Source organism: Daeguia caeni (assembly GCF_042653845.1).
Lineage (GTDB): Bacteria > Pseudomonadota > Alphaproteobacteria > Rhizobiales > Rhizobiaceae > Brucella > Brucella caeni.
On sequence record NZ_JBHSEL010000053.1, the window covers coordinates 221601 to 235743 of the forward strand.

Consider the following 14143-nt stretch of genomic DNA (forward strand, 5'->3'; position numbering starts at 1 on the left):
CCGCGTCTCAACATTGATGCGGCAGCGCAACACCGATGACTGACATACGAAAGAACGGCGCGCCACCAAGCCGTGACGCGCCGCCAAATCCTAGCGAATAGGCATGCCGTACTGCAGGCCGCCCTTCGACCACTGGGCGTTCAGACCACGGGCGATCTTGAGCGGGCTGCCAGAGCCGAGATTGCGCTCGAAGATTTCGCCATAATTGCCAACGCCCTTGATGATGTTCACAACCCAGTCATTGTCCAGGCCCAGATCCGCACCGATCTTGGTATCGGCCTCAACGCCAAGCAGACGCTTGATTTCCGGATTGTCCGACTTCTTCATTTCCTCGACATTGGCCTGGGTGATGCCGAATTCCTCGGCATTCAGCAGGGCATAATGCGTCCAGCGCACAATATCAGCCCATTTAGAGTCACCCTGACGCACAGCCGGGCCGAGCGGTTCCTTGGAGATGATTTCAGGCAGGATGACATGGTCTTCCGGATTGGCCAGCGTCAGACGGATGGCATAAAGGCCGGACTGGTCGGTCGTATAGGCGTCGCAACGGCCGGAATCATAGGCCGCATTGGCTTCCTCAACCTTTTCGAACACGACCGGATTATATTCCATCTTATTGGTGCGGAAGAAGTCCGCCATGTTCAGTTCCGTCGTCGTGCCGGACTGAACGCAGATGGAGGCGCCGGAAAGCTGGAGGGCGGAATTGATGCCTTCGAGCTTCTTGGCATTGATCATGAAGCCCTGGCCGTCATAATAATTGACGCCTGCGAAATCGAGGCCAAGCGACGTATCGCGACTGATGGTCCAGGTCGTATTTCGGATCAGCACGTCAACTTCGCCCGACTGCAGGGCGGTAAAGCGCTCTTTCGCGTTCAACGGTGTAAACTTGACCTTGCTGGGATCGCCGAAAATCGCCGCAGCGACAGCACGGCAATAATCCGCGTCGAAACCAGTCCATTCTCCCTTGTCATTGGGAGCCGAAAAGCCAGGCAGGCTTGTGTTCACGCCGCACTGCAAATATCCCTTCGCTTTTACATCCGAGAGTGTGTCGGCCGATGCCCCTGTTGCAGCGCCCAGCAGCGCAGCTACCCCCAATAGGCCCATCAATGCAGTTTTTTTCATCTGGCTTGCAACCTTTGTTCCCTACGAGCACAGACGCAGAACCAAATCTGCCGCGCCTCTTGATCATATTATTTGTCAGACACAGGTTTCGGCCGAGGCAGCCCCCCCGATCCCTTGTCTCCTTCCATTTAGCAGCCAACATTCTCAACGAGCAGTAGAGCCCTCTTTTCCTAATTACGAGAAGTTCAGCCGCCTCCTTCACACTCCATATCGAAGTTGAAATTTCGTCTCCGGTCAAGTCAAATAACTCGCCACAGCCTGTCTTTGCGGTGAAATCCCCTTATTCAAAATGACGATTTTTACACAATTTGCCCAGTACTGGGTATATTCCAAATAATGAATGGAAGGAAGTTTAGAGATTACACATAAAACTGAATTATTATTCTCTTTCAATATTTTAATAATACGATATTCCAACCGTCACGGCTTTCTGCAGCACTCTGCCAACCAAATTATACGTCAGGCAGCATGCAACCGTCCGTGGTTGAAAAAATAATATTTCGCGCAGCCATGTAGCGGGCCACACAGCATGTCATGATCAGACCCGTTGCAAATCCAGCAACGACATCGCTCGGATAATGTGCCCCGATAGCCATGCGGCTGAAGACAAGTAACAGGCAGATCATGACCGTCACCACGCGCAAAAATGGAAAAAATATCCACAATGACACCATCAGAATGCCGGCCATCATGGAATGGCCCGACGGAAAGCTCTGGTAAAGATCTGCGCCATTGAACGGATCAAAAGCCCTGGGGCCGAGGCTTTCAAGCAGATAGGGCCGGGCACGTCCGACTGCAATTTTAATGAGTTTTAGCGGAATGCCAGCCCCTACAATCGACAACAGCACCAGTGTTGCCCACCAATTGGCCTTTAACAGCCACGGACTGTTGCGCACGGGGCTGGCCGGATAAAGAAACAGGGCCGAAAGCAACCAGATCAGCAAGGCCGCGGCAAACCAGTAGGCTGTGCGCGCAAAATCCGTGGCAAAGCGCACGGAATCCATGAAAAACCCTGTTCCTGCCTGCACTTGACGGGAAATGTCCGCATCCCAGGCATGAAGCAGGACGACAAGCGGCACGAGCAGCACGACCATCAGCGTCATCCGTTGCATCCAGACGGGTTGCGCACCGGCAGAGGCTGGCCTTGACAGCGCGCCCGCAAGCGCAAGCGCCAGTCGAAAGGGATTTGAAACCATGGCTTTCACAGTTGTGCCCATTCATTCCTGCTTTCTGAAGTGCGACCGATCACAATTCATGCCCATACATGCAGACTGCGTCCTGTTCCCTCCCAAGACGTGGCTTGCATCGCTACGAATCGCGGCTTATCGATGAGACGGATTGCGTAAAGCGATAGATCACCATCAGGAGGCGATTTCGTGGCTAACAAGAAGATTGATATGTCGAAGCTTGGGATAAACACCCGTCTTGCCCATGATGGCTATTCCGCAGACGATTATTACGGTTTCGTCAATCCTCCTGTCGTTCGCGGCTCGACCGTGCTGTTCCCCAATGCCGAAACCATGGCCACGGGCGGGCAGAAATATACCTATGGCACACGCGGCACCCCGCTCAGCGATGCACTGGCCAATGCGGTCAATGGGCTTGAAGGCTCGGCCGGCACGGTTCTGGTTCCCTCCGGTCTTGTTGCTGTCACGCTGCCGCTGCTTGCTTTTCTATCCTGCGGCGACCATGCTCTGATCGTCGATTCCGTCTACGGGCCAACCCGGCACTTTGCCAATACGATCCTGAAGCGCATGGGTGTCGAGGTGGAATATTACCAGCCGGAAATTGGCGCAGACATTGCACAATTGCTGCGCCCCAATACCAAGGTCGTCTTCACCGAATCCCCAGGCTCCAATACGTTTGAAATCCAGGATATTCCGGCCATCGCTGACGAGGCGCACAAGGCTGGCGCAGTTGTCCTGATGGACAATACATGGGCGACACCGCTCTATTTCAGGCCGCTCGATTTTGGCGTCGATGTCAGCATTCATGCTGCCACGAAATATCCGTCCGGCCATGCCGATATTCTGTTCGGCATGGTTTCGGCCAATGAAAAATGCTGGCCGCAACTGCTCGAAACTCACGGCACGCTGGGCCTTTGCGCAGCACCTGATGACACTTATCAGATATTGCGCGGTCTGCGCACCATGAAACTGCGGCTGGAACATCATCGCAAAAGCGCGCTCGAAATTGCCCGCTGGCTTGAAAATCATCCCGCCGTCGCACAGGTTCTCCACCCTGCCCTTGAAAGCCATCCGGGTCATGATATCTGGAAGCGCGATTTCAGCGGCTCGTCCGGCGTCTTTTCTTTTGTGCTGAAGCAAGGCGGCAATGCGGAGGCTTACAGGTTCCTCAATGCGCTGGAAATCTTTGGCCTAGGTTATTCCTGGGGCGGTTATGAGAGCCTCGCCGTGAAGGTGAGCCTGAGTGACCGCACTGTGACCAAACGCGACTATCCTGGCCCGGTCATCCGCCTGCAGATCGGCATTGAGGATACAGCCGACCTGATCGATGACCTCAAGAAAGGCTTTGCCGCCCTCTGATCGTTGCAGCTTGCCTCAACATAAAGTTGCTCTTGCCGCTTTACTACCATTGGGTGCTATAGCATATAACAGGCTCTGGAGTGCCGGCCCACGCAGAGCCTCCCTCCAACCCGCATGCCCTTCCCCCACCTCATGTGAAAAGTCATCAGGATGAATACAATCTTTATCATTCAGGGTTTCATGGCTGTTGGCCTTGCCGCTTTTGCCCTGTTCATGATCTTCCACAAGCACCGTTAAAGACTGGCTTCAGCGCTGAATACGTGCCTTTGGAAGAATGAGAAACTGCCCTTCCAGGCGCAGGATATGCGCCTCGATCCCATAGACATCGCTCAGGCGCTGTTGCGTCAGCACGGTCTCCGGCACGCCATCCGCCACCACCTGCCCCCGGTCCATCAGGATCAGCCGGGTACAATATTGCGCGGCAAGCCCTAGATCATGCAGCGACACGATGATCGTGCGCCCGTCTCTTGCCTCTGCCGCAAGACTTTCCATCAGCCCCAGTTGATGTGCTGGATCAAGGCCTGCCACCGGCTCATCGGCAAGAATCAGCGGTGTATCCTGGGCAAGCACACGCGCAATCAGCGCGCGCGCCCGTTCACCGCCGGATAGCGCATCGGCCGGCCTATCGCGAAAACCCACAATATCCATCTGTTCCATGGCGGCTTGAATCTTTGCCGCATCGTGCGCATTAAGCCCGACAAAGGCCGCTTTCAGCGCCCGTCTTCCCAGCGAAACCAGCATCTCGACGGTAATAGGCCAGGCGACATCCCGCTCTTGCGGCAGATAGGCAATCAATGCGGCCTTTTCAGTCCTGCGCAACGCAGCCATGTCGCGGCCATCGAACGCAATTTTGCCTTTTGCCGGCGCAAGCCCCAGAATTGAGCGCAGAAGCGTTGTCTTGCCTGCGCCATTCGGCCCGATCAGGCCAATCAGCTCGCCGCGACCTGCTTCAAAGCTGATGTCATTGAGGACAGCTCTGCCGCCAAGCATGGCGCCAAGATTTTGAACGCTCAGCACAGTCACAGCAACTGCCTCCGATATTTGAAGATCAGCCACAGAAAGAATGGCGCGCCGATCAGAGCCGTCAAGACGCCAAGCTTCAGCTCATCACCGCGCATGGTCAGCCGCACGACAAGATCAGCGCCAAGCAGAAGTGCCGCCCCGCCAAACGCGCTTGCCACCAGGAGACGCGACGGCCGTGCACCCACCAGCGGGCGCAGAATATGCGGCACCACAAGACCGACGAAACCAATTGCACCTGCCACGGCAGTCGAGGCGCCAACACATGAGGCCGTACCCAGAACCGCCAGCCATTGCACCCGCGATAGACTGACACCGAGACTTTCTGCAGCATCCGAGCCGAGCGTGAGACTGTCCAGTGCGCGCCCCAGCGACAAGAGCATGAGCCAGCCGATGACAATGAACGGGGCAACCAGCGCCACATGAACCATCGAACGATCGGCGAGCGAGCCAAGCATCCAGAACACGATTTCCATGGCCGCAAAGGGGTTGGGCGAAATATTAAGCGCGAGCGCCGTCATGGCCCCGGCAAGGCTGGTGACGGCAACGCCGGCAAGGATCACCGCAAGGGCGCTTGCACCACGCCCGGCAAGCAGCTTGACCAGAAAGACCGAAACCACTGCCCCCGCGAGCGCCATCAGCGGCAGTGCCAGCGGAAAGGCCAGCGACAGGCCGGTATATATCGCAATCACCGCCCCAAGCGAAGCCGAAGCACTGACCCCGAGAATGCTTGGCTCTGCCAGAGGATTGCGCAGATAGCCCTGCAGGGCAGCCCCGGAAAGCCCAAGTGACGCACCGATCATCAGCGCAAGCAGAGTGCGCGGCAGGCGTATTTCACGCACAACAAGCGCGATCGCCTCGCTCTCGCCCGACAAAAGCGCATGCAGGCTGTCGCGCATGGGAATGGGTGCAGGCCCGGTCAACAGTGACCAGAAGGACAGAACCACCACGATCAGCACCAGTCCAAACAGCAGCAGCCCATAACGCATCGTGTCAGTCACGCCCGGCCTCCGCCAAACGTGCCACGGCCTCCACGCTGAACGGCCCACCACATACTGTCAGCTTGTCATCCAGTTCAATCAGTCGTGCGTCGCTCACCATGCGATGAATCGCCGGATGGGCCAGATTTTCCTCTGCAAGCGCTGGCGTCCACTGGCGTTTGCTCAACACCAGCACGTCCGGCTTTTCCATCACCAGCAATTCCATCGGCAGGCGTGCGGCCCCTTCCACACCAATGCGATCCGTCAGATTGTCAAAGCCTGCAAGCCGCACAGCATCATCAATCAGCGTACCCCGGCCCGCCGTATAGCTGTTGGCATAATAAAGCGCGAGTGTCTTGCGCTGTTCAGGTCTCTTGATTGCCGCAAGATCAGCTTTCATCTGCGCGATCTGGCGTCTGGCTTCTTCCTCACGCCCGATCAACGCCCCAATGCGCAGCATCTGCTCTGCAATATCGTCAAAGGACAGGGTCGGCTCGAATTCCTCGACCCGAAGCCCAAGCTTGCGCAGCATGGCAACCGTTGCGCGCGAATTATAGGTACCCGCCAGCACCAGATCGGGCTTCATGAGAAAAATCTCTTCCGCATCTGTATTGTTGATCGGGTAATTCTCCGCTTCAGCGGCAAGAACGGACAGTTCCGGGTCAAGCGCCAGCCGGGATACGGAAAGCCACTGATCCTTGCCCACCAGCATCATGGCAAGCTGATCCGTGCAGACATTGATCGAGACGATTTTCCTTGGGGTTGTTTGCGTGGCATGAGCCGCAGAAAAGACCCAGCCAACCAGCCCTAGCCACAGAGCCAGTCCGACTTTCCATTTCTTTGCCATGCCACGATTCAATTCGAGCCGTCCTCAGAAATTACGCGTCAGACCGACATTGATCGTGCGGCCAGGTGCAACATAACCGGATACCGTCTGATAATCCTTGTCAAACAAGTTCTCCACCGAAACCTTGAGCTTTGACTGTTCATCAAAGGAATAGACCGCCACCAGATCGGCCGTGACATAGGGATCAAGCTTTTCCGTATTGGACGCATTGGCATAACGCGAGCCGCCATAGCGCAGCCGGCCGGTCAGATCGAGACTGTCAAGCGCCTTGAAGCTCAGCTCGCCTGCTGCCTTGACCCTTTCGCGATAGGCCAGGTCATTGCCGGTGTCTTCATCGATCGGCTGCTTATACTCAAAACTGCCCCTCACCGACCAGCGCTCATTGAAACGGTGTGACAGTTCCACTTCAAGGCCGGTCACCTTGGCGCGGGCAATGTTGTAAGGCAGATAGGTCGGCGCGACGCTGATGATCGCATCCTTGAGCCGGTTTTGATAGACGGCAAGATCAAGGCTCGTTGCTTCGGTCACCTTCCAGTTCAGCCCGACTTCATACGAGCGCGATTTTTCTGGCTGCAGATCGGGATTGCCAAAATACGGATAATAAAGCTCGTTGAAAGTCGGCGCGCGGAAGCCGGTGCCGAAGGATGACCGCATGACCAAGTCCGGCAGGATCGCATAGCTTGCGCCAAGATTATAGGTCACGACATCGCCGAACTGCTGGTTATAGTCATAACGCACACCGCTATCGACTGTAAGCGCCTCATATTCGAGCGAATATTGCCCATAGACGGCAGCCAGATTGCGCGCCTTTTCATCATAAGCAGTGGTTGAATTGACCTGTTCACGATAGGCTTCGACACCGCCCGTCAGGCTATGCGAGACCTTGCCGGTCTCGAATTCCCTTGTGCTTGTGGCAAGCAGGCCCGTACGTACGGTCTGGAAACGGTCAAAACCCGGCACACCCTTGCGGAAATCGCGCGAATGATCAAGACCTGTGCTGAATTCAACCGTCGACGACCAGTCCTCACTGTGGTCGATGCGCGTTCCAACCTTGCCGGTGAAAGCGGTTGCATAGGCCTCGTTGCGATAGGGATAGCTATTGTCATAGCGAATCCGGCTACGGCTCAACAGGCCATCGGCATAGATCTTGCCCCAATCAAAATCCTTCGACAGCGCGAGATTGAACGAGCCCTGCAGGAAACCATCCTTGTCCGGCTCGTGACCAAAATAGTCGGGTGCGGTGAAATCATAGCCCTCGGTTCCAATCAGGGCAGCACCGATGGCATAATCCACCCCATCCGTGCTGCGGCCTTGCAGATTGGCAGAGGTATAGCCTCCCCACGGATAAAGCACACCAGCCGAAACACTGCCGCAATAGGCCTTGTCCCCGCAAAGCCCACCCTGTCTGGTGATGACATTGACCACACCGCCTATGGCATCCGCGCCATATTGCGCCGAATGCGGCCCCTTGGCAATTTCAATACGCTCAATGGCACTCAATGGAATATTGGCAAGGGAAGTTGCACCGGTCGTAGCCGAAGCAGTGCGCACGCCATTGATCAGCACCACCGTCTGCATCGATGACATGCCGCGTATCGTGAGTGAGGATGCCGCCCCCATGCCGCCATTCGCATTGACCGTGATGCCATTATAGTTTGTGAGCAGCGACTGCAGATCGGTTGCCGCAGAGCGCTCGATCTCTGCCCGGTCAATCACGATCATCGATGATGTCGAACGCGCCAGCGAACCGGCGCGGCGCAGCGGCGTGACCACGATCGTATCCAGTACGACCGTCTCATCGTTTACTGCCACAGGCTGCGCCATGACGCCTGCCGGCACCAGAATGGAAACTGTCGCTGCCAGAGATACAAGATGATTGGATATGCGCATTTCATTTCTCCCGCCTGAGGGCAAAGCCAGACCGCAGACCGAGAAATGATTGGCGTTTCACTTCCGCACCTGCGGCAACATTGTTCGAATGTCACCGCTACGGAAAGCCGCGCATGGACACACCCCGTATCCAGGCATGGGTGACAGAACACGGCAGGTCTCCTGACTTCCGGGTCTTTGCCTTACCTCCACCTTCCCAATCGCATTCGCGTTCAGTGGCCATGACCGTTTCCGGTCTTAGGAGGATCGCTCTCCGGTTACAGTTGCGGGGGCAGTCGCGGCCTTGATCCAATGATCGCACCGCGTTCCCTTTTCATCCGCTTTTTACGGCGGAACCGTCTTCTGCATACAGGCATAGCAATGCCTATGCGGATTCGCAACACCGTCGGAAGCATGGCAATAGCCATGCCACAACACGTCCTGGAATCACATTCTCATATTTTTCAAAAATCCTTTTGATTTTAAAGACGTTTTCTATTTCAGGAATGCCCTGAACCGGCGCAGCGCAAACAGGAACAGCAGCGATCCGATCACGAAAAGTGCAAGCAGTTGCGGCCAGACAACACTAAGCCCCGCGCCACGGAACAGCACCGCCTGCGCCAGAATGACAAAATGCGTATTGGGGGCTGCCAGCATGATGTTCTGGATGATTTCTGGCATGCTTTCACGCGGCGTCATTGTGCCGGACAGCATCTGCATGGGGATGAGAACCAGAATCAGCAACATGCCGAATTGCGGCATGGAGCCTGCAACCGTTGCCAGGAAAATGCCAAGGCTGGTCGTGGCAAAAAGCTGCAGGGCCGCCCCCACCAGAAACAGCAATATGGAGCCCTGGATCGGCACGTGCAAAATCCCTTGCACAACGAATACCAGCGCAAAGGCCGAGGCAATCAGCACCACCAGCCCCATCGACCAGATCTTGCTGATCATGATTTCCACCGGGCTTACAGGCATGACGAGCAGATGCTCGATCGTGCCATGTTCGCGCTCACGGATCAGTGCCGCCCCTGTCAGGATGATGGACAGCATCGTCACCGACGAAATGACATTGGAAATGGCACCAAACCAGCTTTGATCCAGATCGGGGTTAAAGCGTGCGCGCAGATTGAGCGTGACCGGAACGGAACTGTCGCCGCGATAGCGATTGACATATTCGTTCACCTCGTTGGTGACGATATTCTGTATATAGCCGCCGCCGGTAAAGGCCTGGCTCATGCGCGTCGCATCAATATTGAGCTGGATTGTCGGCGATTGACCGGCCAGCAGATCGCGATGGAAATTGGGCGGAACATCAAGCGCAAATGTATCCAGCCCCTCGTCCATGCGGCTGTCCATCTCGTTCACGGTAATGAGTCTTGGCGGCACGAAATAGGGCGGATAGAAGGCCGTGATGATGCGGCTTGAGACCGGCGACTGATCTTCATCCACAATGGCAATCGTCGCATTGTTCAGGGTCTCCGGCATGGCCTTTGCCGCCGTATAGATGGCAAGCGAAAAGGCATAGACAATCAGGATCAGTAGAACCGGGTCACGGAACAGACCGCGCAGTTCCTTGATGCCGAGCTGGAAAACATTGCTGATCCTCATCTCAGTCCGCCTGTTTCTTGAGGAGCAGGACGCTCGCTATTGTCAGCACCGGAATGGCGATCAGAAGCGGCAGGAACGAAGCGCCAAGGTCACCAAAGTCAAGCGCCTTGGAGAAACTGCCGCGCGAAATGATCACGAAATAGGTGGTCGGGTAAATGCGACCGATCAGGGCACCCGCCCCCTGCAGCGCGGATACCGGGTCAATGATACCGGAATACTGGATCGCCGGAATAAGGGTCAGGAGTACGGTACCAAAGATTGCCGCGATCTGGCTTTTCAGGAAGGTCGAGAACACCAGCCCCATGCCCGTTGTCACGGTGACATAAAGCAGGGCTGCCGCGCAATAGGTCAGCAGACTGCCGGTAAACGGCACCCTGAAGATGAAGATCGCCGCAAAGAGCAGGATCAGGAAATTGCAATAGGCCAACACAATATAGGGCAATTGCTTGCCGAGCAGGAATTCGAGCTTGGTCACCGGCGTCACATAGAAATTGATGATCGAGCCAAGCTCCTTCTCGCGCACAATGCTCAGCACCGACAACATGGCCGGGATCATCAGCAACAGAAGCGGGATCATCGCCGGCACCATCGCCACGATGCTCTGCACATCCGGATTATAGCGATAGCGGATTTCGATATTGAAATTGCCCAATGTCGCCGCGGAACCATAAAGTTCGCGTGTTTTCTGGCTCAGCCAGTTGGCATAAACGCCCTGCACATAGCCCTTCACCGTTTCAGCACGCATGGGCATGGCACCATCGATCCAGGCTGCGATCTCTACCGTATGGCCACGGGCTATGTTGCGTGCGAAATTCGGCGGGATTTCAATGGCCAGGCTGATTTCACCATTGCGCATGCGCCGATCCATATCATCATAATCGATGATTGGCGGCTTTTCGGTAAAATAACGCGACCCGGCAATTTCCTGCGACAACTGCCTGCTTGCAACCGTGTCGTCACGATCAAGCACGGCAAAGGAAAGGTTGGAGACATCCATATTGATGCCGTAGCCCATGACGAACATCAAAATGAGACTGCCAACCAGGGCAAGGGTGGCGCGGATGGGGTCGCGCCGCAATTCTAGCGCCTCGCGCTGCGTATAGGCGAACATGCGCCGGAAATTCGGCAACAGGCCAGATCTGCGTTTCCTGTACTGCGCATGATCTGTGACAGGCTCGACCTCTTCAAGCGGTTCTGGTTCTTGCGCAGCCTTGCCGCTATCGCCAATCGCCTCTTCCAGATAGGCAACAAAAGCATCTTCCAGCGTTGCAGCATTGCGGCTTGCCGTAATTGCCTTGGGCGTATCGCTGACCAGCACCTTGCCGGCATGCATCAGCGAAATGCGGTCACACAGTTCCGCCTCATTCATGAAATGTGTCGAAACGAAAATCGTCACATCATCCTTGCGCGAAAGCTCCGCCAGAATCTGCCAGAATTCATCGCGCGCGACCGGATCAACCCCCGATGTCGGCTCGTCGAGGATCAGTATGCTTGGCGAATGGATGAGCGCAACCGCAAGCGACAGACGCTGGCGCATGCCCAGCGGCAAAGCGTCCGGCAGCGTGTCCATAACATCGACAAGATCAAAGCGTTCTGTCAGTTCCTTGATTCTGCGTGCGGTTTCATCCGGCTCCATCTGGAACAGCCTTGCATGGAGTTCCAGGTTCTGCCGCACCGTCAGTTCCGAATAGAGCGAAAATGCCTGCGACATATAGCCAACATGGCGGCGTATATCGATGTCATTGGGATCGACCGCGCGGCCAAACAGTTTGGCCGTACCTTCGCTTGCCGGAAGAAGTCCGGTCAGCACCTTCATCGTGGTGGTCTTGCCGCAGCCATTGGAACCGAGAAAGCCAAAAATCTCCCCGCGCGGGATACGGAAACTGACATTGTCGACGGCGGTGAACTTGCCAAAACGCACCGTCACATTTTCCGCCTCAATGGCTATATTGTCATCCCCGCTGACCGCGCGTGGTGGAATGACCACATCATGATGGCCACGGCGCTGTTCTTCCGGCAAAAGCGCGATAAAGGCCGCATCCAGATTGGAGGTTTTGGTGTGCGCAAGCAATTCCTGCGGCGTTCCGGTTGCCAGAATCGCGCCATCATTCATCGCCACCAGCCAGTCGAACCGCTCGGCCTCCTCCATATAGGCGGTGGCCACGATCACGCTCATGCCAGGGCGATCCTTGCGAATATCATCGATCAGTTCCCAGAACTGACGGCGCGACAGGGGATCGACACCCGTCGTCGGTTCATCCAGAATCAAGAGATCAGGATCATGGATCAGCGAACAGCACAGGCTGGTCTTCTGCTTCATGCCGCCCGACAGCTTTCCGGCCGGCCGGTCGGCAAAGGCCGACATGCCCGTGCGCGTCAGCAGATGTTTGATGCGACGCTGGCGTTCCCGTTCGTCCTGCCCGAACAGCCGGCCGAAAAAATCGATATTCTCAAAAACCGACAGGGTCGGATAAAGATTCTTGCCAAGCCCCTGCGGCATATAGGCAATGCGCGGATAGGCAGACTGACGATGACGCTTGTTGGCAATATCGCCGCCCAGAACCTCAATATGGCCCTGCTGCATGCGCCGCGCCCCGGCAAACAGCGAAAGCAAGCTGGATTTGCCAACCCCGTCCGGGCCGACCAGCCCCACCATGCACCCGGCCGGAACATCCAGCGTGACATCGTTGAGCGCGCGAACCTTGCCATAAGAAAGCCCGACGCCCGCAGCACGCACGACAAATCGGTCAGCGCCCTCAGCCCCTGTCGCCGTTTCGTTCATTCTACAGTTTCCGCAAGATGGCTCGGCCACTCGGCGTTCGGATCAAGCTTGACATAAGCAACGCCCGGAAGGCCGGTCTTTACCTGTTGGACATATTTGCGCAGCAATTCTTCCGGCACCTTGGCCTTGACGCGGAACATCAGCTTCTGCCGTTCTTCCTCGGTTTCAACCGTCTTGGGCGTGAACTGCGCCACATCGGAGACAAAGCTGATCGAAGCCGGAATGACATATTGCGGTGCCGCATCAAGCACGATGCGCGCATCCGCGCCAATCGCCACCCGTCCAGCCTGCGCCGTCGGCAGGAAGAAGGTCATATAGACATCATTGAGGTCAACCATGCTGAGCACGCGCCCGCCACTGCCCAGAACTTCGCCCGGCTCAGCCACGCGATATTGCACGCGGCCATCCGTCGGCGCACGCAATGTTGCATCATTGATCTGGACTTCAATGGCGGCAATCGCAGCCCTGGCCGCCTCAACCGCAGCTTCCGCATCCACGACCTGCGCCTTGGCAGCACCAATGGCCGCTTCCGTTGCCGCAAGCTGGGCTTTCGCCTGATTGACGGCAGCCTCTGCCGCCTTGGCTGCGGCGCGGTCATTATCCAGAACCTGCTGCGAAACCGTGCGCGAGGCGGTCAACTGTTCAGAACGCGCCAGACGGCGATTGGCGGCATCAAGCTGCGCCTCGGTCTGGGCCACGGTCGCATCGGCGGCAGCCCGCTCCGCATTGCGCTGTGCAACCAGGGCATGGGCCGTTTCAACACCGATTTCAGCACGCCGCAACTGTGCCTCGGCCTGTTTGCGCTGGCTGTCAAGAAGATCGGTATCCATGCGCGCCAGCACATCACCTGCCTTCACGAAGGTGCCTTCTCTGGCCAGAATTTCACGCACGCGCCCTGCCGTCTTGGTGGACACATCAATCTCGACCGCTTCGATACGGCCATTGCCCGAAGCAATGCCTTCAGGCAAACTGGATCCGTTCAAATTCTTCCATGCATAATAGCCGCCGGCGGCCAGTATGACGGCAAGGCCCGCAAACAAAAACTTCCGACGGTCTAACGCCATGCCAATTCCCCACTGTTCAGAAATCAATAAATTCTTGCACAAGCATAGAAATCACATTTCTGCCCTGCAACGGACTTGCTGCAAAATATTCATGAATATCACAATTCACATCACAGCCTTGGGAGGGCGCGGGTGCTGTATTGGTGAAATAGAGGAGAACAACGTCGCCAGCACCCGCTGGCTGTCGATAAAACGACGTTGCGAAAGATCGCGCTCATGCGCTCGACAGATTCGATATACCGGGGTGCCTGGGAGAAGGCCTGGGTAGCCGGGACGGCACCCCGGAAGACGTTCACGCGCTGGTG

The 14143-nt window shown here is 56.4% G+C and carries 10 protein-coding genes and 1 riboswitch; of the genes, 1 reads left to right on the plus strand and 9 read right to left on the minus strand.

The genetic code is table 11. The features are described 5' to 3' along the window. Positions 1-90: 90 nt before the first annotated feature. Both ACFO1V_RS08975 and ACFO1V_RS08980 read right to left on the minus strand, forming a co-directional pair. On the minus strand, positions 91-1122 hold the full coding sequence (locus ACFO1V_RS08975) for an amino acid ABC transporter substrate-binding protein (RefSeq protein ID WP_374829266.1): 1032 nt from the start codon (positions 1120-1122) through the stop codon (positions 91-93). A gap of 452 nt (positions 1123-1574) precedes the next feature. Further along, on the minus strand, positions 1575-2339 hold the full coding sequence (locus ACFO1V_RS08980) for a phosphatase PAP2 family protein (protein WP_374829264.1): 765 nt from the start codon (positions 2337-2339) through the stop codon (positions 1575-1577). A 159-nt stretch (positions 2340-2498) separates the two neighbouring features. Here ACFO1V_RS08980 and ACFO1V_RS08985 point away from each other — a divergent pair, with 159 nt between their 5' ends. After that, the gene (locus ACFO1V_RS08985; protein WP_374829262.1) at positions 2499-3668 is read left to right on the plus strand and encodes a cystathionine beta-lyase; all 1170 of its coding nucleotides are present in this window, start codon (positions 2499-2501) and stop codon (positions 3666-3668) included. A gap of 246 nt (positions 3669-3914) precedes the next feature. Here ACFO1V_RS08985 and ACFO1V_RS08990 read toward each other — a convergent pair whose 3' ends face one another. The 7 genes from ACFO1V_RS08990 to ACFO1V_RS09020 form a co-directional block, all read right to left on the minus strand. After that, positions 3915-4691 carry an ABC transporter ATP-binding protein gene (locus ACFO1V_RS08990; protein WP_374829260.1) on the minus strand — a complete coding sequence of 259 codons (777 nt, stop codon included), beginning with the start codon at positions 4689-4691 and terminating at the stop codon, positions 3915-3917. Next, the gene (locus ACFO1V_RS08995) at positions 4688-5677 is read right to left on the minus strand and encodes a FecCD family ABC transporter permease (protein ID WP_374829660.1); all 990 of its coding nucleotides are present in this window, start codon (positions 5675-5677) and stop codon (positions 4688-4690) included. Before ACFO1V_RS08995 ends, ACFO1V_RS08990 begins: the two co-directional genes overlap by 4 nt. A 4-nt stretch (positions 5678-5681) precedes the next feature. Beyond that, a complete protein-coding gene (locus ACFO1V_RS09000) occupies positions 5682-6515 on the minus strand; it encodes an ABC transporter substrate-binding protein (RefSeq protein ID WP_374829258.1) in 834 nt (277 codons plus the stop codon). Positions 6516-6539: 24 nt separating this feature from the next. Beyond that, the gene (locus ACFO1V_RS09005; protein WP_445438782.1) at positions 6540-8405 is read right to left on the minus strand and encodes a TonB-dependent receptor domain-containing protein; all 1866 of its coding nucleotides are present in this window, start codon (positions 8403-8405) and stop codon (positions 6540-6542) included. Positions 8406-8540: 135 nt separating this feature from the next. Continuing rightward, positions 8541-8760: riboswitch (cobalamin riboswitch) on the minus strand. Positions 8761-8879: 119 nt separating this feature from the next. After that, on the minus strand, positions 8880-9992 hold the full coding sequence (locus tag ACFO1V_RS09010) for an ABC transporter permease (RefSeq protein WP_374829256.1): 1113 nt from the start codon (positions 9990-9992) through the stop codon (positions 8880-8882). Between the two features lies 1 nt (position 9993). After that, positions 9994-12774 carry a ribosome-associated ATPase/putative transporter RbbA gene (rbbA, locus tag ACFO1V_RS09015; protein ID WP_374829254.1) on the minus strand — a complete coding sequence of 927 codons (2781 nt, stop codon included), beginning with the start codon at positions 12772-12774 and terminating at the stop codon, positions 9994-9996. After that, positions 12771-13838 carry an HlyD family secretion protein gene (locus ACFO1V_RS09020; RefSeq protein ID WP_374829252.1) on the minus strand — a complete coding sequence of 356 codons (1068 nt, stop codon included), beginning with the start codon at positions 13836-13838 and terminating at the stop codon, positions 12771-12773. The genes rbbA and ACFO1V_RS09020 overlap by 4 nt, the downstream gene beginning before the upstream one ends. Between the last annotated feature and the right edge of the window lie 305 nt (positions 13839-14143).

Excerpts from the sequence above, each read along its gene's own strand:
- ACFO1V_RS09005 (WP_445438782.1), bottom strand. The coding sequence starts at position 8,405 with ATGCGCATATCCAATCATCTTGTATCTCTGGCAGCGACAGTTTCCATT.
- ACFO1V_RS08980 (WP_374829264.1), bottom strand. The coding sequence starts at position 2,339 with ATGGGCACAACTGTGAAAGCCATGGTTTCAAATCCCTTTCGACTGGCG.
- ACFO1V_RS09020 (WP_374829252.1), bottom strand. The coding sequence starts at position 13,838 with ATGGCGTTAGACCGTCGGAAGTTTTTGTTTGCGGGCCTTGCCGTCATA.
- rbbA (WP_374829254.1), bottom strand. The coding sequence starts at position 12,774 with ATGAACGAAACGGCGACAGGGGCTGAGGGCGCTGACCGATTTGTCGTG.
- ACFO1V_RS08975 (WP_374829266.1), bottom strand. The coding sequence starts at position 1,122 with ATGAAAAAAACTGCATTGATGGGCCTATTGGGGGTAGCTGCGCTGCTG.
- ACFO1V_RS09010 (WP_374829256.1), bottom strand. The coding sequence starts at position 9,992 with ATGAGGATCAGCAATGTTTTCCAGCTCGGCATCAAGGAACTGCGCGGT.
- ACFO1V_RS09000 (WP_374829258.1), bottom strand. The coding sequence starts at position 6,515 with ATGGCAAAGAAATGGAAAGTCGGACTGGCTCTGTGGCTAGGGCTGGTT.
- ACFO1V_RS08995 (WP_374829660.1), bottom strand. The coding sequence starts at position 5,677 with ATGCGTTATGGGCTGCTGCTGTTTGGACTGGTGCTGATCGTGGTGGTT.